Source organism: Arthrobacter sp. Y3221048 (genome assembly GCF_059092685.1).
Genome location: NZ_JBNHHX010000005.1, coordinates 172,473 through 196,808 on the forward strand (window position 1 = coordinate 172,473; position 24,336 = coordinate 196,808).

The following is a 24,336-nucleotide window of genomic DNA, read 5'->3' on the forward strand; positions in this document are numbered from 1 at the left end:
CCTGCAGGATGGAATAAGATATTCCCCAGCAGGAATGGATTCCGGCGGATCCGCGGATCTGTGGGAAAATGCCCGGGTGACTCAATTGCCTGCGCTGGTACTTTTCGACCTCGACGGAACCCTGGTTGACCCCGCAGGTGCTATCACCACCGGAATAGCCGGCGCCCTCGCGGCGGCCGGACTGCCGGTCCCGCCGCAGAAAGGACTCGAGTCCCTGGTGGGGCCGCCGCTGGGCGAGTCCCTGCGCCGCGCCGGCGTCCCCGAGCACCGGCTCGGCGAGGTCATCGCGTTGTACAGAGCCGGCTACCGCCGGTCCGGCATGGCGGCAAGCCGCGTGTACCCGGGCATCACCGGACTGCTGGAGCGGCTCCTCTCCACCGGCGCGATCCTCGCTGTCGCCACCCAGAAGCCGACCGGACTGGCCCGGGACCTGCTGCGGCTGAAGGGCCTGGAGCAGTATTTTGCAGGAATTTACGGGGCCGAGGGCGACGATCCCGCACCGGCAGCGGGACCAGGACTGGGCAAGGTGCCGATCCTGCAGGCTGCGCTGGACGGCGTCACCGACGCGTTCGGCCCGGTGCTGATGGTGGGCGACCGTCTCTACGACGCGGCCGCGGCGCTCCAGCTCGGCATCCCCGCCATTGGGGTCGGCTGGGGATTCGCCGCCCCCGGGGAACTGGAAGCCGCGGGCGCCGCCGTCGTCGTGCACTCCGCCGAAGAACTTGAGGCCGCTATCGGGCGGCTGGCCGCCGAGCAGCCGGACGGTGTCCTGTCCGGACGCCGGGGACCGGCCGCATGAGGACGTTCGAAGCGACACGCGCCTCGTTCCGCGCCGGGTTGCGGCTCAGCTGCCGGCCGACGATTGAAGGCATTGGGAACTTTCCCGCCGCCGGGCCGGTGATTGTGGCGCCGAACCACCTGTCCTTCTTCGACAGCGTCATCATCCAGGCGATGATGCCGCGCAAAGTTGCCTTCTTCGCCAAAGCCGAATACTTCACCACCCGGGGCCCCAAGGGGGCCGCGATGCGGTGGTTCTTCCACAGCGTCGGCTCGATACCGGTGGAGCGGGGCGAACAGGCGGCCAGTGTGGCTGCGCTGCAGAGCGCTCTGGACGTACTGGAACGCAACGAGGCTTTCGGGATCTATCCTGAAGGAACACGGTCCCGTGACGGCAAGCTGTACCGGGGCCGGACCGGCGTGGGGTGGCTGGCCCTCACCACCGGGGCGCCGGTGCTGCCGGTAGGGCTGATCGGCACCGAACAGCTTCAGCCCGCCGGGAGGATGATGATCCGGCCGAACCACTTCACGGTACGGATCGGCAAGCCGTTGTACTTCCAGCGGACCGGGCCGGAGCACTCGCTGCCGGCGCGCCGGTCAGCCACCGACCAGATCATGGACGCGATTGCCGACCTGACCGGCCAGGAACGCTCGAACAGCTATAACAAAACGCCGTCGGCCTGACCGGCCGGACGGCATTAGGACCCAGGCGAGGAAGGGAGAGACCGGCCATGGCTAATCCTGTTTCCTACCGTCCGCGGACGGGGGAGATCCCGACCAATCCCGGCGTCTACCGCTTTCGGGACGAACACCGCCGCGTCATCTATGTCGGCAAGGCGAAAAACCTGCGGTCACGGCTCAACAGTTACTTCGCCAGCCCCAAGAACCTGCCGCCCAAGACCCACGCGATGGTGCATACTGCGGCTTCGGTGGAGTGGACGATCGTGGGCAGCGAATTGGAGGCCATCCAGCTCGAGTACACGTGGATCAAAGAGTTCACGCCGCGCTTCAACATCATGTTCAGGGACGACAAGTCCTATCCCTACCTTGCCGTGACCATGGGGGAGAAGTTCCCACGCGTGCAGGTGATGCGCGGCGAGCGGCGCAAGGGCGTCAAGTACTTCGGCCCGTACTACCCGGCAAAGGCGATCCGCGAGACCGTGGACACCCTGCTGCGGGTTTTCCCGGTCCGTACCTGCAGCACCGGCGTCTTCAACCGCGCCCAGCGCACCGGCCGGCCGTGCCTGCTCGGCTACATCGACAAGTGCTCGGCGCCGTGCGTGGGGCGGATCTCTCCCGAGGACCACAAGGCCCTGGCCGCCGAGTTCTGCGCGTTCATGGGCGGGGAAGCCGACCGGTTCATCCGGGCCCTGGAGAAGAAAATGGCCGCGGCGGTGGCGGAACTCGACTACGAAACGGCGGCGCGGCACCGGGACGATATCGCCGCGCTGCGCCGGGTCTTCGAACGCAATGCCGTGGTGCTCAGCGAAGACACGGACGCCGACGTGTTCGCCCTGGCCCAGGACGAACTGGAGGCGGCCGTCCAGGTCTTCCACGTCCGCGGCGGCAGGATCCGCGGCCAGCGCGGCTGGGTGGTGGAAAAGGTCGAGGACCAAAGCACCGCCGACCTGGCCGAACACCTGTTGCAACAGGTCTACGGGGACGCCGACGGGCCGGACCGGATCCCGCGCCAGGTCTTGCTGCCGCAGGAACCGGAGAACGCCGCCGAGCTGCAGGCCTGGCTCAGCGTACTCCGCGGCAGCAAGGTGCAGATCCACGTGCCGAAGCGCGGGGACAAGGCCGCCCTGGTGTCCACCGTGAGGGAGAACGCCGAGCAGGCGCTGGCCCTGCACAAGAGCCGCCGCGCCGGCGACATCACCACGCGCTCGGCGGGCCTCCAGCAGCTGCAGGAAGCCCTGGATTTGCCCGTAGCGCTGCTGCGGATCGAGTGCTACGACATCTCCCACGTGCAGGGAACCAACGTGGTGGCCTCCATGGTGGTGGTGGAAGACGGGCTGCCGAAGAAGTCCGACTACCGCCGCTTCGCGATCACCGGCGAGGCCGCCCGCGACGATACCTCGGCGATGTACGACGTGATCAGCCGGCGGTTCCGAAACTACCTGGCGGAACAAGGTCGTCAGGCCGTTCCGGCGGCAACGGGTGCAGGCGAAGCCCTCGGCGGTGGCGCGGGCATCGGCCCGGCAGGAGGAGCCGCCGCGGGGGCGTCCGGAGGCGGGCACCCCGCGCAGCCGCAAGCTGCCGCCGGCGGCGGGGACACCGCCGTCGTGCTTGAAGCGACGCTGACTCCCGCGCCCAAGACCAAGTTCGCCTACCCGCCCAACCTGGTGGTGGTGGACGGCGGGCCGCCCCAGGTGGCCGCCGCCTCCCGGGCGCTGGCGGACCTGGGCATTACCGACGTGTTCGTGGTCGGCCTGGCCAAGCGGCTGGAAGAAGTGTGGCTGCCCGACGACGATTTCCCCGTGATCCTGCCGCGCTCGTCCGAGGGGCTGTTCCTGCTGCAGCGCATCCGCGACGAGGCCCACCGGTTCGCGATTGCCTACCACCGGCAGAAGCGCGGCAAGGCCATGACGGTTTCGGTGCTGGACGGCATCCAGGGCCTGGGGCCGGCGAAACGCAAGGCGCTGCTGAAACATTTCGGCTCGGCGAAGAAACTCAAGGCGGCCAGCGTCGACGAGCTGCAGCAGGTGCCGGGCATCGGACCCGCCCTGGCGGCTTCGTTGAAGCGACAGCTGGCGGCCGGTGCCGCGGAGGAGCCCGCCCCGGCGGTGAATATGGCGACCGGCGAAATCATCGAATCTTAGTTAGGCTAGAGCTGGAATCGAGGAGTGGGGGTCGGGATGGATGGAATGACGATGACGGTGGACGAGGACTTGACGCCGGAAAAGCCGGTGGAATCCGAGCTCCTGGTGGTCACCGGCATGTCCGGCGCCGGCCGGACCACGGCGGCGCACGCCCTCGAGGACCATGGCTGGTACGTGGTGGACAACCTGCCGCCGCAGATGCTGGGCACGCTGGCCGAACTGGTTTCGCGGATGCCGCAGTCGCTGCCCAAGCTTGCCGTGGTGGTGGACGTTCGCAGCCAGAGCCTGTTCCGCGACATCCGCGAGGCGCTGCATGCCCTGGCGGCGAGCGGCATCCACTACCGGGTGCTCTTCCTGGACGCCTCCGGAGACGTCCTGGTCCGCCGCTTCGAACAGGGCCGGCGGCCGCACCCGCTGCAGGGCGATGGCCGCATTTCCGACGGCATCACCGCGGAACGGGAACTGTTGAGCAGCCTCAAGGACTCTGCCGACCTGGTGGTGGATACCACCGAGATGAATGTCCACGCCCTGGCCACCGCGATCACCGAACTCTTCACCGAATCCGGACCGATCGTCCTGCGCATCAACGTCGTCAGCTTCGGCTTCAAGTACGGGCTGCCGGTGGACGCCAACTTCGTCGCCGACGCCCGCTTCATTCCCAACCCGCACTGGGTCCCCGCGCTGCGCCCCCATACCGGGCTGGACGAGAAGGTCCGCGACTACGTGCTGGTGGACTCCGGCGCCGATGAGTTCGTCAACCGCTACGTGGACGCCCTGGAGCCCGTGCTGGAGGGCTACCGGCGCGAGAACAAGCACTACGGCACCATCGCCATCGGGTGCACCGGCGGCAAGCACCGGTCCGTTGCGGTCGCCGAGGAAATCGGGAAGCGGCTGGCCCAGTTGCCGAGCGTCAAGGTCACCGTCCAGCACCGGGACCTGGGGCGCGAATAGTGGCGATCCTGACCGGACCGATGCCGCTGGTTCCCGCCCCGGGTGCCTCCCGCAGCCGGACCGGGAAGAACGGCACGCCTCCCTCCGTCGTGGCTCTGGGCGGCGGGCACGGGCTCTCCGCCTCGCTGGGCGCGCTGCGGCTGCTCACCACGGAACTGACCGCCATCGTCACGGTGGCCGACGACGGCGGATCCTCCGGCCGCCTGCGCGAGGAATTCGGCGTGCTCCCGCCGGGGGACCTGCGGATGGCCCTCGCAGCGCTGTGCGATGACACCGACTGGGGCCGGACCTGGCGCGATGTGATGCAGCATCGCTTCAAGTCATCCCCGGGCGCCGAGCCGTCGCTGGACAACCACGCGCTCGGAAACCTGCTGATCGTCACCCTGTGGGAGTTGCTCGGCGACCCCGTTGCCGGCCTGAAGTGGGCCGGCGCGCTGCTGGGGGCCCGCGGGGAGGTGCTGCCGATGGCCACCGTGCCGCTGACCATCGAGGGCGACGTGCTGGTGGAGGGCGACGACGGCCGGCTGCGCACCGCGCTGATCTCCGGCCAGTCCCGGCTGGCAGCGGCCGGGCGGAACAGCCACGTCCACGACGTGCGCCTGCTGCCGGACGACGCCCCGGCCTGCGTCGAGGCGCTGAACGCCGTCGAGTATGCCGACTGGGTGATCCTTGGGCCCGGTTCCTGGTATACCTCGGTGCTGCCGCACCTGATGCTGAAGGAGATGCGCGAAGCGCTCTGCGACACCCCAGCGCGCCGCTGCCTGACCATGAACCTGTCGGTGGACACCAAGGAAACGTCCGGGATGACGGCGTCGGACCACCTGGCTGCCGTGAGGCGCTGTGCGCCCGGGATGCGTTTCGACGTGGTGTTGGCCGATCCGACCGTGATTGACGACAAGGGGCGTTTCGAGGATGCCGCGGCCGCGCTCGGTGCACGCGTTGTCTTCGGTAGAGTAGGGAGTTCAGGCGGACGCCCCGTACACGATCCGTTGAGACTGGCGAGTGCCTACCACGACATTTTCGGGGACAGCAAGGATTAGGTAAGGACAAGGTGCATGGCGCTGACCGCAGCAGTCAAGGATGAGCTCGCTCGCCTTGACATCAAGAAGTCCCAGGTCCGGAAGGCGGAGGTCTCGTCGACGCTCCGCTTCGCCGGCGGACTTCACATCATTTCCGGCCGCATAGTCATTGAGGCCGAAGTTGATCTGGCTGCGACCGCCCGGCGGCTGCGCACCGCAATCTCCGAAGTGTACGGCCACAGCGGCGACATCATCGTGGTCTCCGGCGGAGCCCTGCGCCGCGGGAACCGCTACGTCGTGCGCGTGGTCAAGGACGGGGAGTCCCTCGCCAGGCAGACCGGCCTGCTGGACGGCCGCGGCCGGCCGGTTCGGGGCCTGCCGTCCGTGGTTGTGAACGGTTCGGCCGCCGACGCCGAGGCGGTCTGGCGCGGCGCCTTCCTGGCGCACGGTTCGCTGACCGAACCCGGCCGCTCTTCGGCCCTGGAAGTCACCTGCCCCGGCCCGGAAGCCGCGCTGGCGCTGGTGGGTGCCGCGCGCCGGTTGGGCATCGCGGCCAAGGCCCGGGAAGTCCGTGGCGTGGACCGGGTCGTCATCCGCGACGGCGACAGCATCGCGGCGCTCTTGACCCGGATGGGCGCCCATGATGCCCTGATGGTGTGGGAAGAACGCCGGATGCGCAAGGAAGTGCGGGCCACCGCAAACCGGCTGGCCAATTTCGACGACGCCAACCTGCGGCGCTCGGCCCAAGCCGCCGTCGCAGCGGGTGCGCGCGTGGAGCGTGCCCTCGAGATCCTCGACGACGAAGTGCCCGAGCACCTGCGGTATGCCGGTGAGCTCCGGGTGGCACACAAGCAGGCCTCCCTGGACGAGCTCGGACGTTTGGCGGACCCGCCGATGACCAAGGACGCCATCGCCGGCCGGATCCGCCGCCTGCTGGCCATGGCCGACACGCGGGCGCTGGAGCTCCGCATCCCGGGCACCGAGGCCAACGTGACGCCGGAGATGCTGGACGACTAGGCACGGCACGGCGGCATGCGGGGCATCGCCCGGTACCGGTCAACGACGACCGGCCCGGGTGCTGCCGGACGGACAAGCCCGTCCGGTTGGATCATCCGACCCGGCCGCAAACAGCGGCCGGGAGAAGACGGAGGGAACCATGAGAGAGCACGAACTGCCCGGGCTCAACTACGGTTACGCGGCCCCGGGGCCGCACCTCCCGGCGGGGATCATGGAGCCGCACCGCTCCAGGCACCACGCCGCCTACGGTACCGGCGCGGACACTGCGCCGGTACCGTCAACCGGGCCGACGTCGCCGCCCGCTTCGTCGCCGCCCACACCGGCGCTTCCGCGCTGACCACCCCCGGCCACGCAGGCCAAACAACATGGCACGGACCAGCGGGGGAGAGCCCGCCGGCCACGGCCCCATCCACGAGGTAGAGGCTCATGACTACTCGAGTTGGAATTAATGGATTTGGCCGGATCGGCCGCAGCTACTTCCGCGCCGCCCTGGCGCAAAACACGGACCTGGAAATCGTGGCGGTCAACGACCTGACCGATGCCCACACTCTGGCCCACCTGCTCAAATACGACAGCGTCCTGGGCGTGCTGAAGGAAACGGTTGAGGTGGATGCCGGCAACCTGATCGTCGGCGGCCGGAAGGTCAGCGTCCTGTCCGAAAAGGAACCGGCCGACCTGCCGTGGAGCGACCTCGGCGTCGAGATCGTGATCGAATCCACCGGCAGGTTCAACAAGGGCAGCGGCGCCCGCAAGCACATCGACGCCGGGGCGAAGAAAGTCCTGATCTCGGCCCCGGCCAAGGACGAGGACATCACCATTGTGATGGGCGTCAATGACAGTGAGTACGACGCCGGTAACCACCACCTGATCTCGAACGCCTCCTGCACCACGAACTGCCTGGCGCCGATGGCGAAGGTGCTGCACGAGACGTTCGGCATCGAGCACGGACTCATGACCACCATCCACGCCTATACCGCCGACCAGAACCTGCAGGACGGGCCGCACCGGGACTTGCGGCGCGCCCGGGCGGCGGCCATCAACCTCGTGCCGACATCGACCGGCGCAGCGAAGGCCATCGGGCAGGTCCTCCCGGAACTGCAGGGCAAGTTGGACGGCTTCGCGGTCCGTGTGCCGGTGCCGACCGGCTCGATGACCGACCTGACCGTTACCGTGTCCCGCGAAACCGATGTGGACGAGGTCAACGCGGCGTTCAAGGCGGCCGCCGGCGACCCGCACTGGGCCGGGATCATCGCGTATACCGAGGACCCCATCGTGTCCTCCGATATCGTCACAGACCCGGCCTCTTCGATCTTCGACTCGGGACTGACTAAGGTAATGGGTAATCAGGTGAAAGTTGTCGGCTGGTACGACAACGAGTGGGGCTACTCCAACCGCCTGGTGGACCTGACGGCTCTGATTGCCTCAAAGCTGTCCTAGGTCCGGCCCGTCCCGTCCTCCGCACGAAGGAAAAAATGACTGCACATTCTCTTGATGCCCTGCTGGCCGCCGGGGTCCGCGGACGCCGCGTGTTGGTCCGCTCGGACCTGAACGTCCCCCTGGAGGGTGAACTCCCGGAGCTGAAGGTGTCCGACGACGGGCGCATCCGGGCGTCCCTGCCGGTCATCTCCAAGCTCGCGGAAGCCGGAGCGCGGGTCATCGTGACGGCCCACCTCGGCCGCCCCAAGGGCGCACCCGAGGAGAAGTTCTCGCTGCGCCCCGCTGTCGCACGGCTGAAGGACCTGGCACCGGTCACGGTCAAGTTCGCCGCGGACACGGTGGGCCCGGCCGCCCGGGAGGCGGCCGCCGGCCTGCAGGACGGGGAAGTGCTGGTGGTGGAGAACGTGCGGTTCGATCCCAGGGAAACCAGCAAGGACGACGCCGACCGGGAGGCCTTTGCTGCCGAACTCGCCGCCCTGACCGGTGACGACGGAGCCTACGTGGACGACGCCTTCGGTGCCGTCCACCGCAAGCATGCTTCGGTCTTCGACATCGCCCGCCGGCTTCCGGCCTACCAGGGCGACCTGGTCCGCACGGAGCTGCAGGTCCTGAACAGGCTCACCGAGGCCCCGCAGCGGCCGTACGTGGTGGTCCTGGGCGGTTCCAAGGTCTCGGACAAGCTGGCCGTGATCGAGAACCTGCTGGGCAAGGCCGACTACCTGCTGGTCGGCGGCGGCATGGTTTTCACCTTCCTGGCGGCCCAGGGCTACAAGGTCGGCTCCAGCCTGCTGGAGCAGGACCAACTGGACACCGTCCGCGGCTACCTCGCACGTGCCAAGGAACTGGGCTGCACGTTCATCCTGCCGACCGACATCGTGGTCGCCGAGAAGTTCGCCGCCGATGCGGCCTGGGAAGTGGTTCCGGCGGACAACATCGAGGCGGCATCGTTCGGCTCCAGCGGCATCGGCCTGGACATCGGCCCGGAGTCGGCCGAAGCCTTCGCCCACCAGATCCACTCGGCGAACACCGTCTTCTGGAACGGCCCGATGGGCGTGTTTGAGTTCGCCGCGTTCGCCAACGGCACCCGCACGGTAGCCAAGGCCCTCACCGGGAGCGACGGCTTCACCGTCGTCGGCGGAGGCGATTCCGCCGCCGCGGTACGTGCCCTCGGCTTTGACGACGGCGCCTTCGGACACATTTCCACCGGCGGCGGCGCCAGCCTCGAATACCTTGAGGGCAAGGAACTGCCCGGCCTGGCAGCACTGGAGGACTGATCGCAGGCACCCCTCCCGCTTCGGGCGGCAGGGGCTGCCGGTACCGCCCAAGCCCGACGGCGCCGCCCCGCAGCGCAGCACGGCGTCCACCGCGACGCCCACAACAGATGGAGACCTCAGTGACCACCTCGACCAACGGCAAGTTCGACCGCACCCCGCTGATCGCCGGCAACTGGAAGATGAACATGGACCACGTCCAGGGCATCACCCTGTTGCAGAAACTGGCGTGGACGCTGAGCGATGCCCGGCACGACTATGCCCGGGTCGAGGTCGCCGTTTTCCCTCCGTTCACCGATCTGCGCGGCGTGCAGACGCTGGTCAACGGCGACGACCTGAAGCTTGTCTACGGCGCCCAGGACCTCTCGCCGCACGATGCCGGCGCCTACACCGGTGACATCTCCGGACAATTCCTGGCCAAGCTGGGCTGCCGGTACGTGCTGGTCGGGCATTCCGAGCGGCGCGAGATCCACGGCGAGGACGACGCGTTGCTGAACGGGAAGCTGAAGGCGGCCTACCGGCACAAGCTGACCCCGGTGCTGTGCGTCGGCGAAGGCCTCGCCGTGCGCCAGGCCGGGAACCACGTGGAGCACACGCTCGGTCAGCTGCGCGCGGATGTAGCAGGCCTGGAGGCCGGGCAGGCGGCCGGGTTGGTCATCGCCTACGAACCGGTGTGGGCGATCGGCACCGGGGAAGTGGCCGGCCCCGAGGATGCCCAGGAGATGTGCGCCGCCATCCGCGCGGAGATGGCCGTCCTCTTCGATGACAGCGTGGCAGCCGGGGTGCGTTTGCTCTACGGCGGCTCCGTGAAGGCGGCAAACGCGGCCGCGATCCTGAACGAGCGCGACGTGGACGGCGTGTTGGTCGGCGGCGCCAGTCTGGATGCAGGCGAATTTGCTAATATTGTCAGGTTCGAACACCACCTGCTGACAAAGTGATGTCTGCCCGCCACTGGGATATCCCGACAGCTGACGAAAGGCCACTGTGGAAGCTCTGAAGATCACGCTGCAAATCCTGCTCGGCATTACGAGCCTGCTGCTGACCCTCCTCATCCTGCTCCACAAGGGGCGCGGCGGCGGTATGTCCGACATGTTCGGCGGCGGCATGACCACCAGCCTGGGCTCGTCCGGCGTCGCGGAGCGCAACCTCAACCGGTTCACCGTCGTCCTGGGGCTTGTCTGGGGCGCGGTCATCGTGGCCCTCGGCCTCATGATGCGTTTCAGCGCGGAATCCTGACCGACGCTTCCGGCGCCCGGCTCCGCTGTCTGGGCCCGACGGACCGACGACTTCGGCCTACCCCTTAACCCATCGCTGTTCGACCCGTAGACTGGTGCCCGATGCAGGGGGCATCGATTCTTCTCAGCGGGGAGCAAACATGGTTGATCCGTCGAATTCTTTCCGCGCGGTACGGGTGGGTTCCGAGTCGGGTGCCGGGCTTGCGGGCTGGCAGGCCGTGACCGGGCGGACGGTAGTTCCGGTGACCAAGGTTCCCGTCACGTATTGGTGTCCGAAGGGACACCAGACCACACCGGTCTTCGCCAATCTGAGCGAAGCCGACATCCCGCCGTCGTGGGACTGCCCGCACTGCGGCCAGACCGCAGCCAGGGAACCGGGCGGGTACACCACCGAAGCCCGCAGCAGCGACGAGCCCTACAAGAGCCACCTCGAGTACGCGAAGGAACGGCGCAGCCCGGACGAGGCGGAGGCCGTCGTGGAACAGGCGCTCGAGAAGCTGCGGCGACGGCGTCGAGAGGCGCGCTAGCGGGCCGAACCCACCGGCAATGCCGGGCGCCGGAGGAACCGCTGTTAGCCGTCGCCTCTTTCGGCCGCGGACAGCAGCGCGTGCGGCAGCTTGGACGCGGCGTCCTGGTCCAGCAGCCACACGGTGCGCTTGCGCCCGCGCGCACCGGCGGCGGGAACCTGCACCGGGTTGGCGCCGGCCAGGGCCAGTCCCACGGCACCGGCCTTGTCCTGGCCGCCCACCACCAGCCAGACCTCGTCCGCCGAGTTGATCGCCGGCAGCGTCAGGGACACGCGCTCCGGCGGGGGTTTCGGCGCATCGGTCTCGCCGACCACCGAACGCTCTTCCTCGCGGATGCCGCCCATCTCGGGAAACAGCGATGCGATGTGGGCATCAGGACCGACGCCCAGCAACAGCACGTCGAATCTGGGCACCGGGCCGCTCGTGCCCTCTTCGGCCGCGGCCTGCCGCAGCGCGGCGGAATAGGCCGCGGCTGCAGCGTCCGGGTCGGCGTGTTCGCCGGCCGCGCCGAAGGGGTGCACCCGGTGCGGGTCCAGGGGGAGCGCGTCCAGCAGCGCTTCGCGGGCCTGCCGTTCGTTGCGGTCCTGGCTGTCCTGGGCGACGAACCGCTCGTCGCCCCACCAGATGTTGACCTTGGACCAATCGAAGCCGGCGGGGGCGTCGACGGCGGCGACCGCCTTTAACGTGTTGATGCCCAGGCTGCCGCCGGTGAGCACCACGGTGGCATCGCCGCGCTCGGCCTGGACCGCCGCCAGGCGCTCCACCAGCCTCCGGGCAGCCGAGCCGGCGACGGCGGCGGTGTCGGAATGGACTACGACGTGTGGGTCAGCGGTCACTGCGGCGCACGCTCCTCAAATTGGTCCGGGGCAATCCATGAATCAGCACCTCGCCGAACACTTCGTCCGGGTCCAGCCGGCGGAGTTCTTCGGCCAGGCATTCCTCCAGCGGACGGCGCGGCAGCGTAATGCGCTGCACCGGCAGGCCGGGCATGATGAGTTCGGCCACGGACGGGCCGGGACGCAGGATCCGGATGTCGCCGGTCGTCCGGGAGATGCGCACGCCCCGGATGCCGGTCCCCGCCGTGTCCTCCACGATGGTCACCGGCGCGTTCAGGGCCAGCGTCAGCCACGCCGCCAAGAGGACGGTGCTGGGGGAGTCGGAGGCGCCCTCCACGGCAACCGAGGTGACCGGGGCGGGTTCCAGTTGATCAAAGACGGCGGCCAACTGGACGCGCCAACTGGTCAACCGCGTCCAGGCCAGGTCCGTGTCCCCGGCGGTATAAGTCTCGCGCAGGCTGAACAGTGCCTGCTGCGGGTCGGGCTCCCTGTCGGAATCGGTGATGCGGCGGTGCGCAATCCGGCCGATGGACGTGCGCGAAGCATCCTTCGGCATGCCGTGCGGCCACCACGCGACGATCGGGGCATCGGGCAGCAGCAGGGCAGCCACGAGGGACTCGCTTTCGGCTGCCAGCTGGCCGTAGCCGTACAGCACCACCACTTCGGCTGCTCCGGCATCGCCGCCGACCCGGATTTGGGCATCCAGCCTGGTCTTCGCCTCCGACCCCGCATCGACCAGGGCAATGATCCGGCAGGGATGTTCCCGGCTGGCGGCGTTGGCGGCGAAGATGGCCTCTTCTTCGTAACCCAGCGAGGTCACGACCACCAGGGTCAGCACGCGCCCCAGGGCCACCACGCCGCCTTGCTCCCGCATGGCCACGATTTCCTTCGAGACCTTCGACGTGGTCGTGTCCTTGAGCTCTTTAATCACGGCCTTCTCCAAGTGCGTCCGTCACGGGCCAACAGCTCATCGGCCGACGCCGGTCCCCAGCTGCCGGGGGAGTACGGTTCCGGCCGGGTGCGGCTGTTGGCCCAGTACTCCTCGAACGGGTCAAGGATCTTCCAGGACAGTTCGACTTCCTGGTGGCGGGGGAACAGCGGCGGCTCGCCGAGCAGGACGTCCAGGATCAGCCGTTCGTACGCCTCCGGACTGGACTCGGTGAACGCGTGCCCGTAGCCGAAGTCCATGGTGACATCCCGGACTTCCATCTGCGTGCCGGGCACCTTGGAACCGAAGCGCATGGTGACCCCTTCGTCGGGCTGGACGCGGATCACCACCGCGTTCTGGCCGAAGTCGTCCTCATGATGGTTGGGGAACAACAGGTTGGGCGCGCGTTTGAACACCACCGCAATCTCTGTCACCCGGCGGCCCAGCCGCTTGCCGGCACGCAGGTAGAAGGGCACTCCGGACCAGCGCCTGGTGTGGATGTCCAGCCGCAGCGCCGCGTAGGTCTCGGTGACCGAGTCCGGGTTGAAGCCTTCTTCCTCCAGATAGCCGGCGACTCTCTCGCCGCCCTGCCACCCGCCGGTGTACTGGCCGCGGGCCGAATGGGCCGACAGGTCCTCGGGAAGCTTGACGGCGGCCAGCACCTTTTCCTTCTCCGTCCGCAGGTCCTCCGCGTCGAAGGAAATGGGTTCCTCCATGGCCGTCAGGGCAAGCAACTGGAGCAAGTGGTTCTGGATGACGTCGCGCGCCGCCCCGACGCCGTCGTAATAGCCTGCCCGGCCGCCGATGCCGATGTCCTCCGCCATGGTGATCTGCACGTGGTCCACGTAGTTGGCGTTCCAGAGCGGCTCGAACAGCTGGTTTGCGAAGCGCAGGGCCAGGATGTTCTGGACCGTCTCCTTGCCCAGATAGTGGTCGATCCTGAACACTGCGTCCGGCGGGAAGACCGATTCGACGATGTTGTTCAGTTCACGGGCGGACTGAAGGTCGTGCCCGAAGGGCTTCTCGATGACCACCCGCCGCCACGGCATGCCGTCTGCTTCATCGGTTGCCTGGGCCAGGCCGTGCGACGAGAGCATCTTGCACACCTGCTCGAAGGCGTTGGGCGGAATCGAGAGGTAGAAGGCGTGGTTGCCCTGGGTCCCGCGGTGCTCGTCCAGCTCTTCCAAGGTGCCGCGGAGCTGCTCAAAGGCGGCCTCGTCGTCGAAAGCGCCCTGGACGAACCGGATGCCGGCCGCCAGGTGCGTCCAGACGTCCTCGCGGAACGGGGTGCGGGCGTGCCGCTGCACGGATTCCTTCACCTGGGCGGCGAACTCGTCGTCGTCCCAGGGCCGGCGGGCGAAGCCGACCAGCGCGAAGCTGGGCGGCAGCAGCCCGCGGTTGGCCAGATCGTAGACCGCCGGCATGAGCTTCTTGCGGGCCAGGTCTCCGGTGACCCCGAACAGCACCAGGGAACAGGGCCCGGCAATGCGGTCAAGCCGGCGGTCGCGCGGGTCACGCAGTGGGTTGGCCGGACGTTGTCGTGCGGAAGGGGCCATTACTGCTTTCCAGCCAGTCGGGACACGGCGTCCATCACCTGGCGCACGCCGGCCGCCCGGTCGGCCAGATGCAGGCGCAGGACGGGGCGGCCGCCCTCCCGCAGGACGTTGGCGTCGCCGGCTGCCTGGGCATCGATGAGTTCGCCGAAGCTGAACTCGCGTCCGGGGATGGGGATGTCCGCCGCGGCCTCGCCGGTCAGCTGCAGGTAGACGCCAATGCCCGGTCCGCCCTTGTGGAACTGCCCGGTGGAATGCAGGAACCGCGGGCCCCAGCCGAAAGTCACGGGCCGTCCGGTCGCTTCGGCCAGCAGGGGCCGGATGCGTTCCAGCTCGGCCTGGCCAAAGCGGTCGAGGTAGGCCTGGACGCTCACATAGCCGTCCGGTCCCAGTTTGCCCAGCAGGTCGCGCAGCGCGTCGTCCAGCGACGCGCCCATGGCCAAGCCGCTGCCGCGCACCTGGACGGCGCCGTCGGTGAAATCGGGCAGCGCCGCCGCCGGACGTTCGTCCAGCAGCCCGCGTGCCGCGACCTTCGCCGCCTCGACATCCGGCTGGTCGAAGGGATTGATGCCCAGCAGGCGGCCGGCTACGGCCGTGGCGTACTCCCACAGCAGCAGTTGGCTGCCCAGGCTCCCGCCCACGGCAACCTCGTCGGCTCCGACCGTCACCTCGTGATCGGGGGAGACGAGCCGGACCACCAGCACGTCCTTGGCTCCGGAGACGGTCTCCGGGTCGCCGGCGTTGACCACCACCGGCAGCAGTCCGGTCCCCAGCTTGCCGGTGGACTCGGCGACCAACTGCTCGGCCCAGTCGGCGAAGCCGACGATGCCGGACCCTTCGTCGGCGATGGCTACCTTGTTGCGCAGCGGCTCGGTGCCGGCCAGCGCCGCGCCCAGGGCCAGGGCCATGTTGTCGGCGGAATCCTCGGAGAGCACCTCGGCGGCCTCTTCGGCGTCGTCAAGCAGCCGTTCGATGTCCACGCCGGCCAGTCCGGCGGGAACCAGGCCGAAGGCGGTCAGCGCGGAGTACCGCCCGCCGACGTTGGGGTCGGCGTTGAACACCGCCCGGTACCCGGCTTCCCGCGACGCCTCATCCAATGGGGAGCCGGGATCGGTGACCACGATGATCCGCGAAGCGGCATCCAAACCGGCGTCCGTGAAGGCCTGCTCGAAGACACGGCGCTGCGAATCGGTTTCCAGCGTGGAACCGGACTTGGACGACACGATGATGGCCGTGTCGGCAAGCCGTTCTGCCAGCGCGGCACCCACCTGCTGGGGATCCGTGCTGTCCAGCACGGTGAGCTCTACGCCGGCGGTGTTGGCGATCACTTCGGGCGCCAGGGAGGAGCCGCCCATCCCGGCCAGCACAAAGCGGGACACGCCCTCGGCCGTAAGCTCCTTGCGCAGCTCCAGGATCTCCGGGACCAGCGGCCGGGACAGCGCCGCGGCGTCCACCCAGCCGAGGCGGACGGCCGCCTCGGCTTCTGCCTCCGGGCCCCACAGGGTATTGTCCTGGGCCGCGATGCGGGACGCGACCCGGTCGTCCACCAGGGTAGCGATATGACGGCGGACGGCGGCCAGTGCGGCTCCCGACGCTTCGAAAGCCAGCGAACTCATGACTTCCGGGCTCCGGGCACCGACTCGAGGGCGTTTTGGACGGTCTCTCGCAACTCCTGCCAGCTGGCCACGAACTTCTCCAGGCCCTCGTCCTCGAGCAGCTCCACCACCTCGTTGTAGGAAATGCCGGCCTGCGCGATGTCGTCGAGCACCTTGTTGGCTTCCGCGTAGGTGCCGGTGATCCGGTCTCCCTCGACCTTGCCGTGGTCGGCGACGGCTTCCAGCGTCTGCTCCGGCATGGTGTTGACCACGTTCGGGGCGACGAGTTCGGTGACGTACAAGGTGTCCGGGTAGTCCGGGTTCTTCACGCCGGTGGAAGCCCACAGGGGCCGCTGCGGCCGGCCGCCGGCAGCCGCCAGCACCTGCCAGCGTTCGGTCGCGAACTGCTCCTCGTAGATCTGGTAGGCCAGGCGTGCGTTGGCGACGCCGGCCTTGCCCTTCAACGCGGCGGCCTCCTCGGTCCCGGCGGCGTCCAGGCGCTTGTCAATCTCGGAATCCACGCGGGAGACGAAGAACGAAGCCACCGAGTGGATGGTCGCCAGGTCCTTGCCGTTTTCCTTGGCCTGTTCCAGCCCCAGCATGAACGCGTTGATCACTTCGCGGTAGCGCTGCAGCGAGAAGATCAGGGTCACGTTGACGCTGATGCCGAGCGCGAGGGTCTCGGTGATGGCCTCCAAACCTTCGCTGGTGGCCGGGATCTTGATGAAGGCGTTGGTGCGGCCCACGGCCTTGTGCAGATGCTGGGCCTCGGCGGCCGTGCCGTGCGCGTCACGGGCCAGCCGGGGGTCCACCTCGATCGACACACGGCCGTCCACGCCTTCGGTATCGGCGGCGAGCGGGGAGAACAGGTCGCAGGCCTCGGCCACGTCGGAGGTCGTGATGGCGAAGACCGCCGAGTCCACGTCCGCGCCGTCGGCGGCCAGCTGCTGAACCTGCGCCTCGTAGCTGCGGCCGTCCTGCAGGGCCGCCGCGAAGATGGAGGGATTGGTCGTGACGCCCACCACGTTCTTTTCGTCGATCAGGGCCTTCAGGGTTCCGGAGTTGATCCGCTGGCGCGAAAGGTCGTCGAGCCAGATGGAAACGCCGGCGTCGGAGAGTGCCTGGGTATTCGCGTTGGACATTGCGTCCTCCTTAGGAATTGGTGGTCTGGGAGAGAGAGTCGCGGGCGGCCTCGACAACAGCCTCGGCCGTGAGTCCGAACTCGCGGAACAGGGTCTTGTAGTCCGCGGAGGCGCCGTAGTGCTCCAGGGACACGCTGCGGCCGGCGTCGCCGACCAAACCGTCCCAGCACTGCGCAATGCCGGCCTCCACCGACACGCGGGCCTTGATGCCGGCCGGAAGCACCGACTCGCGGTAGGCGGCGTCCTGCCGGTTGAACCACTCGAGGCAGGGAACGGAAACCACGCGGGTGGCGATCCCGTCGGCCTGCAGCGTTTCGCGGGCCTGGACGGCCAGCTGCACTTCGGAACCGGTGGCGAGCAGGATCACCTGCGGGGTCGTGTCCGAGCCGCCGGACTGCGCCTCGGCCAGCACGTACGCCCCCTTGGCCACGTTGTCGGCGGAGGCGAAACCGCCTTCGCCGCGCTCGTAGACCGGCAGGTTCTGCCGGGTGAGCACAATGCCGGCCGGGTTGCTGTGGTTCTCCAGCATCGTCTTCCAGGCCTGCGCCACCTCATTGGCATCGGCCGGGCGGACGACGTCGAGGCCCGGGATCGCGCGCAGGCTCGCCAGCTGTTCCACCGGCTGGTGGGTGGGTCCGTCTTCACCCAGGCCGATGGAATCGTGCGTCCACACGTAGATGGAGGGAACGCCCATCAGGGCGCCCAGCCGGATGGCCGGCCGCTGGTAGTCGCTGAAGATCAGGAACGTGCCCGAGAAGGCGCGGGTGTTGGAGCTGAGCACAATGCCGTTGACGATGGCGGCGGCGGCATGCTCGCGGATGCCGAAGTGCAGCACCCTGCCGTACGGCCCGCCGGACCACATGTCGGTCTGCCGCGACTCGGGAACGAAAGACGGGGAGCCTTCGATCGTGGTGTTGTTGGATTCGGCCAGGTCCGCCGAACCGCCCCACAGCTCCGGCAGCACCGGGCCGATGGCGTTGAGCACCTTGCCGGAGGCGGCCCGGGTGGAGACGTCCTTGCCGGCCGGGAACTCGGGCAGCGCCGCCTCCCAGCCTTGCGGCAACTCGGAAGCCTGCACACGGTCCAGCAGTGCGGCGTTCTCCGGGTTGGCCTCGCGCCACGCCTGGTAGCCGGTCTCCCAGTCCGCGCGGGCCTGCTTGCCGCGCACGGCTACCTGCCGGGCGTGGTCCAGAACCTCCGGCTCGACGGCGAAGTGCTGCTCCGGATCGAAGCCGAGCACCTCCTTGACGGCAGCAACTTCCTCGGCGCCCAGGGCGGAGCCGTGGATCTTGCCGGTGTTCTGCTTCTTGGGGGCGGGCCAGCCGATGACGGTGCGCAGCGAGATGATCGAGGGCCGGGAGGTCTCGGCCTTTGCGGCTTTCAACGCCTCGAACAGGGCCGGGACGTCTTCGACGTACTCGCCGGTCCGGGTCCAGTCCACCCGCTGGGTGTGCCAGCCGTACGCTTCGTAGCGCTTGAGCACGTCTTCGGTGAAGGCGATGTCGGTGTCGTCTTCAATGGAGATCTTGTTGTCGTCGTAGAGCACCACCAGGTTGCCCAGCTCCTGGTGGCCGGCCAGGGAGGAGGCCTCCGAGGTGACGCCTTCCTGCAGATCGCCGTCGGACGCGATCACCCAGACGGTGTGGTCGAACGGGCTCTCGCCGGCGGCAGCATCGGCGTCGTACAGGCCGCGGGTGCGGCGCTGGGCATAGGCGAAGCCGACGGCGGAGGCGAGCCCCTGGCCCAGCGGTCCGGTGGTGATTTCAACGCCCGGGGTGTGCTTGTACTCCGGGTGGCCCGGCGTGAGCGATCCCCAGGTCCGCAGCGCCTTCAGGTCCTCCAGTTCCAGGCCGTAGCCGGAGAGGAACAGCTGGATGTACAGCGTCAGCGAGGTGTGGCCGGGGGAGAGGACGAACCGGTCGCGGCCCACCCAGTGCGGATCGGTCGGGTCGTGGCGCATGAACTGCTGGAAGATCAGGTACGCGGCCGGGGCCAGGCTCATGGCGGTGCCGGGGTGGCCGTTGCCGACCTTCTCCACTGCGTCGGCGGCGAGGACACGCACCGTGTCCACCGCCCGCTGGTCCAGCGATGTCCAGGACAATTCCTGATCTTCCATGTGTGGCACCGGGTGGGCCCCTTTCTGATACGTCCAGGTGGCAGCCGACGGTCCGGAAAACAGCCGCAGCCGCGGACCGAGTGGACCATTCGCCGTTGATACTGCCTCGAGCTTGTTGCGCCCCATCACCGCGGGTTGGCGCTTGTTCCCCACTCTATCCGTTGAGTCTGCAATGCGCAGGACGTGCTGCAGTGCCCGCAGTCACAGGCAGCCATTGTTTGACGGCCGCCGGAGCGGGCGGGCCTGCGCAGGTTTCGGCGGGGGCCGGCAAAACCGGTTTCTACGAGAGATAGAAGGAGTATGATGTAGGTGCACCTTGGCCCGTCCTTTAAGGCTGGGCGCTTTCGTGTGTCAGACGAACTCCAGCAGAACTGAGTGGTTTTTCCTTGAATATCCAGACCGTTCCGGACCAGGCGTTGGCCGTTCCGGCCAAGCCCGGCTTCTCGCGCAAGGCCAAGGCCTACATAGCGCTCACGAAGCCCCGCGTGATGGAACTTCTGCTGGTGACCACGCTGCCCACCATGATCTTCGCCCAGGGCGGCTTTCCCGACCTCTGGCTGATGGCTGCCACGATGGTCGGCGGTGCCCTGGCTGCCGGAGCGGCCGGATCCTTCAACTGCTACATCGACCGGGACATGGACAAGCTCATGCACCGGACCGAGAACCGCCCGCTCGTGACCGGGGAGCTGACTCCGCGCGAGGCGCTGGTGTTCTCCTGGGTGCTCGCCGTGGTGGCCGTGGCGCTCCTCTGGTTCGGGGCGAATCCGCTGGCCGGCATGCTGGGCGTCGGCGCGATCTTCTTCTACGTCGTGATCTACACGCTGATCCTTAAGCGCCGCACCTCCCAGAACATCGTCTGGGGCGGCGCCGCCGGGTGCTTCCCGGTGCTCATCGCCTGGGCTGCCGTGACCAACACGGTGGCGTGGCCGGCGGTGATCCTGTTCATGGTCATCTTCCTGTGGACGCCCCCGCACTACTGGCCGCTGTCCATGAAATACAGCGACGACTACAACGCCGCCAACGTGCCGATGCTGGGCGCCATCGCCAGCGCCCGGCAGGTTTCCGTGCAGGTCGTCCTCTACGCCTGGGCCACCTTGGTCTGCTCGCTGCTGCTGGCTCCGGTCGGCGGCGCCGGCTGGGTGTACACGATCGTGGCACTGCTCAGCGGTTCCTGGTTCGTCTACGAATCGCACCGGCTCTACGCGCTGACCAAGCGCGGAACCGAAAGCACCGCCGTCACGAACAAGAGCGCCATGCGCGTGTTCCACGGTTCCATCAGCTACCTGACGGTGCTGTTCCTTGCCCTGGCCCTGGACCCCTTTATCGGCGGTCCCGTCTTCGGCTAGGCGCCACCCGCCCGCGCCGGCTTGATCTTTTCGGCAGGCCCCGCCGTCGGGCTGTCCTGCCCGCGCTGCCCTAAGATTGCGGCATGAATCCCTTCCGCGGCCTGATTGCCTATCCGGTGACCCCCTTCCATGACGACGGCGGTGTCAACCTTCCCGAGCTGATTCGCCATATCGCCGCCGTGAGCGAGGCGCCCGTCGACGCGATAACGGTGCTCGGCAGTTCGGGCAACTTCGCCTATCTGGACCGCGCGGAGCGACGGGATGTCGTCATAGCGGCGGTGGAGGCGGCCAGGGCGGTCCGGCCCGGGCTGCCGGTGTGCGTCGGCGTGAGCGCGGTGGGCACCCGTGAACTCCTGCAGAACATCGACGACGCCAATGCTGCCGGCGCCGACGGCCTCCTGGTCTCCACGGTCTCCTACTATCCCCTGACGGACGAGGAAGTAGCCGCCCAGTGTGTTGCGGCGGCCCGGCAGTCCGGCCTCCCCGTCTGCCTGTACAGCAATCCCCGCACCACGCAGTTCAGCTTCAGCCTGGAGCTCGTGGCCGAACTGGCCGCGGAACCCCACATCGTGGCCGTGAAGGAATCGGCCCCCAATGCCGAAGTATTCCGCGAGCGATATGAAGAACTCCGCCGCCTGCTGCCGGTCGAAGCGGACGATTTCAGCCATGGCATGAGCGGTGACGCGCTGATCGCCGAGGCCGGCTTCGCCGCCGATGCCTGGCACGGCGGGCCGATCGCCGTGCTGCCGGCGCACTACCGGGTGCTGCGCGACGCCTTGCTGGCCGGCGATGAGGAAACTGCCGCCGCGGCACGCGCCGCGTTGGCTCCGCTCATGGCCTACTACGGCTCGCTGCGCCCGCTCAGCAATCTCTACTCGTTGGCCAGGGCCGCCGGGATCGACGCCGGTGATCCGCGGTTGCCGCTGCACCCCTTGCCCGGGAGCAGCCGCCGCGAACTCGCCCGCCTCCTCGAAGGCATCGAGGCGTTCCGCCCGGCTGATCGGGCCTCGGCGGGACAGTAGCGACAGCCCGCCGCCTGACCGGACTACAGCGGGAATTTGCCGGTGGAACGGTCCCAGACATTCGTGGCCGCGACGGTCAGCAGGGCGGAACCGAGCATGTGCAGCAGCACGAGGCCGACCGGCAGCCCGGTGAAGTGCTGCAGGTAGCCGATGCCGCCTTGGAGCAGGACCACGGCGGCCAGCCACCAGAGAGCGGTACGGAGTTGCGGGGAGGTGGCGTGGCGGTAGGCGAGCACCAGCGCCAGCACGATGGCCGCGACCAGCAGGTAGACCGGCACCACGTGGATCCGCGTCACCAGGTCCGCGCTGAAGTTGTGCCGCGGGGCACTGGCGTCACCGGCATGCGGGCCGGTGCCGGTCACGATCGTGCCCAGCACGATGGAGGCAGCAGAGGTAGCGGCGATGGTCCAGCCCAGGGTTGCCTGGATGCGCGGGACCGGAGCGACGGCGACGGCGGTGCCGCCGCGCAAGTACATTCCGGTGCGGTTCACCAGCAGCGTGGCGACAGCGACCAGTGCCGCCGAGGCCAGGAAGTGCAGGCTCACCACCCACGGATTCAGATCGGTCCACACGGTGATGCCTCCGATCAGGGCCTGCACCGGGATGACGCACAGCAGGGCCACCGCCAGGCCGAACAGGGTGCGGTGTGACCGGCGCATCCGCCACAGCGACACGAGCATGGCCACGGCGATGATGACCAGGATGAACGTCAGCGTTCGGTTGCCGAATTCGATCAGCCCGTGGATGCCCATCTCGGGCGTCGGCGTCATGGAACCGGGTACGCAGTTCGGCCACTCCGAGCAGCCCAGGCCGGACTTGGTCAGCCGCACGGCGCCGCCGGTGATGATGATGCCCATCTGCGATACAAGTGAGGCAATGGCCAGCCCGTGCACGGTCCGGTTGACCGAGACGGGCAGCCGATCCTGGAGGCCGCGGGACTTCGGGGTGGCGGTGGTCATTGACTTAGCTCCATTTGAACCAGCGGATGGCGGCAAGGCTGGCCACTACGGTCCAGGCCAGCAGCACGATTGATGCGGTGAGATTGAACTGCGCGTCGATCAGCGCGCTGCGCAGGGCGTCGCCCAAAGCAGTCGAGGGTAGCACATGGGCGGCCGGCTCGAAAACGTCGGGCCAGCTGGCCACCGGGAAGAGGATACCGCCGGCGGCCGCCAACAGCACCCACAGCAGGTTGGTGATCGCCAGCGTGGCTTCCGGCCGCACGGTCCCGGCGATCAAGAGACCAAGCGAGGTGAAAGCCGCGGCACCGAGCACCAGCTGCGCGGCTGCCGGCGCGATGCCGCCGAGTGCGGGCTGCCAGCCGAGGAACAGGAGGGCAGTCCCGCCCACCACCACGACTTGGATCACCATGATGGCCAGCACGGCGAGAATCTTTCCCAGGATCAGGCCGCCCTGTCCCAACGGAGTGGTGGACAGGAACCGCAGGACGCCATAGCGGCGGTCAAAGCCGGTGGCGATTCCCTGGCCTGTCAGGGCGGTGGATACCGTGCACAAGGCCAGGACGCCCGGGGCCGCCATGGCGATCCGGTTGTCCGTGAACGTGTCCAGCAGCGGTGTGACGGTCAAGCCGATGAGCGCCAGCAGCGGCAGGATGATCGCAATCAGCAACTGCTCGCCGTTGCGCAGCATGCCCAGGGTCTCGTAGCGGCCCTGGAGGGCGATCCTGCGGATCAAGGGGGCGGGCGCGCTCATCGCAGGTCCTTCCCGGAAATATCGAGGAAGACATCCTCCAGCGAACGCGGTGCCATGTGGATGGACGCCGGCATGACATTGTGGGCCGCCCACTCCGCCGCCAACGCGGCCAGCACCGCGGGGGTAATTTGGCCTGCCACCATGTAGCGGCCGGGAACGTTCTCGACGGCGGTGAACGGCTCGGGCAGGGCGAAGGACAGGCCCGGAGCGGCATCGAAGGTCAGCAGGCGTTCGACGCCGGCGCTCTCGTCCGTGGCCGCCGTGAGTTCGGCGACCGTGCCGTGCACTACCGTCCTGCCGGCATCGATGATGAAGACATAGTCGGCCAGCCGCTGGGCGTCGTCCATGAGATGCGTGGTGAGGATGATGCCCAGCCCCTCGGCCCGCAGTTCCTGGATCAGGTCGAACACCACGGCCCGGGACTGTGGGTCCAGTCCGGCGCTTGGTTCGTCCAGGAAAAGGATCTCCGGATCGCCGACCAAGGCGGCGGCCAGGGCGACCCGCTGCTTCTGGCCGCCCGAGAGCCTGCGGATGGGTGTGTTGGCGAATCCGTTGATGCCCAGCCGCTCCGCCAGCTCGTCCACGCTGCGGGGGTCCTGGTACATTCCGGCAACGTGCTGGAGCAGGGCCAGCGGCCGGATGGCCTGCGGCAGGCCGCCTTCCTGCAGCATGACGCCGACCCGGCTCCGGAGCTCCGCGCCCGCCTGGTAGGGGTCCTGACCGAGGAGCCGAACGGTGCCGCCGTTGGGACGCATGAGGCCCTGCGCGCAGGCTAAGGTGGTGGTCTTGCCCGCGCCGTTAGGTCCGAGCAAGGCCGTGACCTGCCCGGGGTAGGCGCGCAGATGGACCCCGTCGATGACGCGGACCATCTTGTTGTCCAGGGCCTCCACCGGTCCCAGATCTTTCACGAGTCCCTGGATATCCAGGCAGGGTTCGGAGGTAGGCACCCGAACATTCTACGGGACGTAGAGCGGTCCACGCAGGGATGCTCCGCTAAGGCGTGCCTTACTGGTAGGGCGGAATAGAATACGT

Annotated in this window: 23 protein-coding genes; 14 read left to right on the top strand and 9 right to left on the bottom strand. The window is 68.3% G+C overall.

Features of this window, described 5'->3' with window-relative positions; genetic code table 11:
* Positions 1–76: 76 nt before the first annotated feature.
* The 12 genes from AC5RVS_RS15500 to AC5RVS_RS15555 all read left to right on the top strand — a co-directional run bounded on the left by AC5RVS_RS15500 (position 77) and on the right by AC5RVS_RS15555 (position 11,056).
* Positions 77–799 (top strand): HAD hydrolase-like protein, encoded by a 723-nt coding sequence (locus AC5RVS_RS15500; protein ID WP_494108797.1) that lies wholly within the window; start codon positions 77–79, stop codon positions 797–799.
* On the top strand, positions 796–1,461 hold the full coding sequence (locus AC5RVS_RS15505; protein ID WP_493987303.1) for a lysophospholipid acyltransferase family protein: 666 nt from the start codon (positions 796–798) through the stop codon (positions 1,459–1,461). The genes AC5RVS_RS15500 and AC5RVS_RS15505 overlap by 4 nt, the downstream gene beginning before the upstream one ends.
* A gap of 47 nt (positions 1,462–1,508) precedes the next feature.
* Positions 1,509–3,599, top strand: coding sequence for an excinuclease ABC subunit UvrC (gene uvrC / locus AC5RVS_RS15510; RefSeq protein ID WP_494108798.1), 2,091 nt, complete (start codon positions 1,509–1,511; stop codon positions 3,597–3,599).
* Between the two features lie 36 nt (positions 3,600–3,635).
* On the top strand, positions 3,636–4,550 hold the full coding sequence (rapZ, locus tag AC5RVS_RS15515) for an RNase adapter RapZ (RefSeq protein WP_493978538.1): 915 nt from the start codon (positions 3,636–3,638) through the stop codon (positions 4,548–4,550).
* A complete protein-coding gene (locus AC5RVS_RS15520) occupies positions 4,550–5,590 on the top strand; it encodes a gluconeogenesis factor YvcK family protein (RefSeq protein ID WP_494108799.1) in 1,041 nt (346 codons plus the stop codon). The genes rapZ and AC5RVS_RS15520 overlap by 1 nt, the downstream gene beginning before the upstream one ends.
* A 15-nt stretch (positions 5,591–5,605) precedes the next feature.
* Entirely contained in the window at positions 5,606–6,586 is a 981-nt protein-coding gene (gene whiA, locus AC5RVS_RS15525) for a DNA-binding protein WhiA (protein WP_494108800.1), read from the top strand.
* A gap of 139 nt (positions 6,587–6,725) precedes the next feature.
* On the top strand, positions 6,726–6,923 hold the full coding sequence (locus AC5RVS_RS15530) for a hypothetical protein (RefSeq protein WP_494108801.1): 198 nt from the start codon (positions 6,726–6,728) through the stop codon (positions 6,921–6,923).
* 89 nt (positions 6,924–7,012) lie between these two features.
* Positions 7,013–8,023, top strand: a complete 1,011-nt coding sequence (gap, locus tag AC5RVS_RS15535) for a type I glyceraldehyde-3-phosphate dehydrogenase (RefSeq protein WP_494108802.1) — start codon at positions 7,013–7,015, stop codon at positions 8,021–8,023.
* Between the two features lie 35 nt (positions 8,024–8,058).
* Entirely contained in the window at positions 8,059–9,297 is a 1,239-nt protein-coding gene (locus AC5RVS_RS15540; protein ID WP_494108803.1) for a phosphoglycerate kinase, read from the top strand.
* Positions 9,298–9,416: 119 nt separating this feature from the next.
* Positions 9,417–10,232, top strand: coding sequence for a triose-phosphate isomerase (gene tpiA / locus AC5RVS_RS15545; RefSeq protein WP_494108804.1), 816 nt, complete (start codon positions 9,417–9,419; stop codon positions 10,230–10,232).
* A gap of 46 nt (positions 10,233–10,278) precedes the next feature.
* Positions 10,279–10,530, top strand: a complete 252-nt coding sequence (secG, locus tag AC5RVS_RS15550) for a preprotein translocase subunit SecG (RefSeq protein ID WP_493938941.1) — start codon at positions 10,279–10,281, stop codon at positions 10,528–10,530.
* Positions 10,531–10,669: 139 nt separating this feature from the next.
* Positions 10,670–11,056 carry an RNA polymerase-binding protein RbpA gene (locus tag AC5RVS_RS15555; protein ID WP_493987294.1) on the top strand — a complete coding sequence of 129 codons (387 nt, stop codon included), beginning with the start codon at positions 10,670–10,672 and terminating at the stop codon, positions 11,054–11,056.
* A 44-nt stretch (positions 11,057–11,100) separates the two neighbouring features.
* Here AC5RVS_RS15555 and pgl read toward each other — a convergent pair whose 3' ends face one another.
* The 6 genes from pgl to tkt are packed head-to-tail and all read right to left on the bottom strand — an operon-like array spanning position 11,101 to position 19,226.
* Positions 11,101–11,892, bottom strand: a complete 792-nt coding sequence (gene pgl / locus AC5RVS_RS15560) for a 6-phosphogluconolactonase (protein ID WP_494108805.1) — start codon at positions 11,890–11,892, stop codon at positions 11,101–11,103.
* The gene (locus tag AC5RVS_RS15565; RefSeq protein ID WP_494108859.1) at positions 11,882–12,766 is read right to left on the bottom strand and encodes a glucose-6-phosphate dehydrogenase assembly protein OpcA; all 885 of its coding nucleotides are present in this window, start codon (positions 12,764–12,766) and stop codon (positions 11,882–11,884) included. The genes pgl and AC5RVS_RS15565 overlap by 11 nt, the downstream gene beginning before the upstream one ends.
* Before the next feature lie 53 nt (positions 12,767–12,819).
* On the bottom strand, positions 12,820–14,376 hold the full coding sequence (gene zwf, locus AC5RVS_RS15570) for a glucose-6-phosphate dehydrogenase (protein ID WP_494108806.1): 1,557 nt from the start codon (positions 14,374–14,376) through the stop codon (positions 12,820–12,822).
* The gene (locus AC5RVS_RS15575; RefSeq protein WP_494108807.1) at positions 14,376–15,989 is read right to left on the bottom strand and encodes a phosphoglucose isomerase-related protein; all 1,614 of its coding nucleotides are present in this window, start codon (positions 15,987–15,989) and stop codon (positions 14,376–14,378) included. The genes zwf and AC5RVS_RS15575 overlap by 1 nt, the downstream gene beginning before the upstream one ends.
* Complete coding sequence (gene tal / locus AC5RVS_RS15580; protein WP_493987290.1) at positions 15,986–17,110, bottom strand: transaldolase; 1,125 nt, start codon at positions 17,108–17,110, stop codon at positions 15,986–15,988. The genes AC5RVS_RS15575 and tal overlap by 4 nt, the downstream gene beginning before the upstream one ends.
* A gap of 10 nt (positions 17,111–17,120) precedes the next feature.
* Positions 17,121–19,226, bottom strand: a complete 2,106-nt coding sequence (gene tkt, locus AC5RVS_RS15585) for a transketolase (RefSeq protein WP_494108808.1) — start codon at positions 19,224–19,226, stop codon at positions 17,121–17,123.
* Between the two features lie 386 nt (positions 19,227–19,612).
* Between tkt and AC5RVS_RS15590 the strand changes: the two genes are divergently transcribed.
* The gene (locus AC5RVS_RS15590; RefSeq protein WP_493987289.1) at positions 19,613–20,572 is read left to right on the top strand and encodes a heme o synthase; all 960 of its coding nucleotides are present in this window, start codon (positions 19,613–19,615) and stop codon (positions 20,570–20,572) included.
* A gap of 83 nt (positions 20,573–20,655) precedes the next feature.
* The gene (locus AC5RVS_RS15595; protein WP_494108809.1) at positions 20,656–21,594 is read left to right on the top strand and encodes a dihydrodipicolinate synthase family protein; all 939 of its coding nucleotides are present in this window, start codon (positions 20,656–20,658) and stop codon (positions 21,592–21,594) included.
* 23 nt (positions 21,595–21,617) lie between these two features.
* On the opposite strand, the gene AC5RVS_RS15600 is transcribed toward AC5RVS_RS15595, so the two are convergent.
* Genes AC5RVS_RS15600 through AC5RVS_RS15610 form a run of 3 tightly spaced genes read right to left on the bottom strand, consistent with a single transcriptional unit; the run spans position 21,618 to position 24,251 of the window.
* Positions 21,618–22,553, bottom strand: coding sequence for a COX15/CtaA family protein (locus AC5RVS_RS15600; protein WP_493987287.1), 936 nt, complete (start codon positions 22,551–22,553; stop codon positions 21,618–21,620).
* 4 nt (positions 22,554–22,557) lie between these two features.
* On the bottom strand, positions 22,558–23,304 hold the full coding sequence (locus tag AC5RVS_RS15605; RefSeq protein ID WP_493987286.1) for an ABC transporter permease: 747 nt from the start codon (positions 23,302–23,304) through the stop codon (positions 22,558–22,560).
* Positions 23,301–24,251: an ABC transporter ATP-binding protein gene (locus tag AC5RVS_RS15610; protein WP_494108810.1), complete on the bottom strand. Its 951-nt coding sequence runs from the start codon at positions 24,249–24,251 to the stop codon at positions 23,301–23,303. Before AC5RVS_RS15610 ends, AC5RVS_RS15605 begins: the two co-directional genes overlap by 4 nt.
* Between the last annotated feature and the right edge of the window lie 85 nt (positions 24,252–24,336).

Bases quoted from the DNA above. Each gene is read 5' to 3' on its own strand.
- AC5RVS_RS15505 (WP_493987303.1), top strand. From the start codon at position 796: ATGAGGACGTTCGAAGCGACACGCGCCTCGTTCCGCGCCGGGTTGCGG.
- uvrC (WP_494108798.1), top strand. From the start codon at position 1,509: ATGGCTAATCCTGTTTCCTACCGTCCGCGGACGGGGGAGATCCCGACC.
- rapZ (WP_493978538.1), top strand. From the start codon at position 3,636: ATGGATGGAATGACGATGACGGTGGACGAGGACTTGACGCCGGAAAAG.
- whiA (WP_494108800.1), top strand. From the start codon at position 5,606: ATGGCGCTGACCGCAGCAGTCAAGGATGAGCTCGCTCGCCTTGACATC.
- AC5RVS_RS15530 (WP_494108801.1), top strand. From the start codon at position 6,726: ATGAGAGAGCACGAACTGCCCGGGCTCAACTACGGTTACGCGGCCCCG.
- gap (WP_494108802.1), top strand. From the start codon at position 7,013: ATGACTACTCGAGTTGGAATTAATGGATTTGGCCGGATCGGCCGCAGC.
- AC5RVS_RS15540 (WP_494108803.1), top strand. From the start codon at position 8,059: ATGACTGCACATTCTCTTGATGCCCTGCTGGCCGCCGGGGTCCGCGGA.
- AC5RVS_RS15555 (WP_493987294.1), top strand. From the start codon at position 10,670: ATGGTTGATCCGTCGAATTCTTTCCGCGCGGTACGGGTGGGTTCCGAG.
- AC5RVS_RS15565 (WP_494108859.1), bottom strand. From the start codon at position 12,766: ATGCGGGAGCAAGGCGGCGTGGTGGCCCTGGGGCGCGTGCTGACCCTG.
- zwf (WP_494108806.1), bottom strand. From the start codon at position 14,376: ATGGCCCCTTCCGCACGACAACGTCCGGCCAACCCACTGCGTGACCCG.
- AC5RVS_RS15575 (WP_494108807.1), bottom strand. From the start codon at position 15,989: ATGAGTTCGCTGGCTTTCGAAGCGTCGGGAGCCGCACTGGCCGCCGTC.
- tal (WP_493987290.1), bottom strand. From the start codon at position 17,110: ATGTCCAACGCGAATACCCAGGCACTCTCCGACGCCGGCGTTTCCATC.
- tkt (WP_494108808.1), bottom strand. From the start codon at position 19,226: ATGGAAGATCAGGAATTGTCCTGGACATCGCTGGACCAGCGGGCGGTG.
- AC5RVS_RS15595 (WP_494108809.1), top strand. From the start codon at position 20,656: ATGAATCCCTTCCGCGGCCTGATTGCCTATCCGGTGACCCCCTTCCAT.
- AC5RVS_RS15600 (WP_493987287.1), bottom strand. From the start codon at position 22,553: ATGACCACCGCCACCCCGAAGTCCCGCGGCCTCCAGGATCGGCTGCCC.
- AC5RVS_RS15605 (WP_493987286.1), bottom strand. From the start codon at position 23,304: ATGAGCGCGCCCGCCCCCTTGATCCGCAGGATCGCCCTCCAGGGCCGC.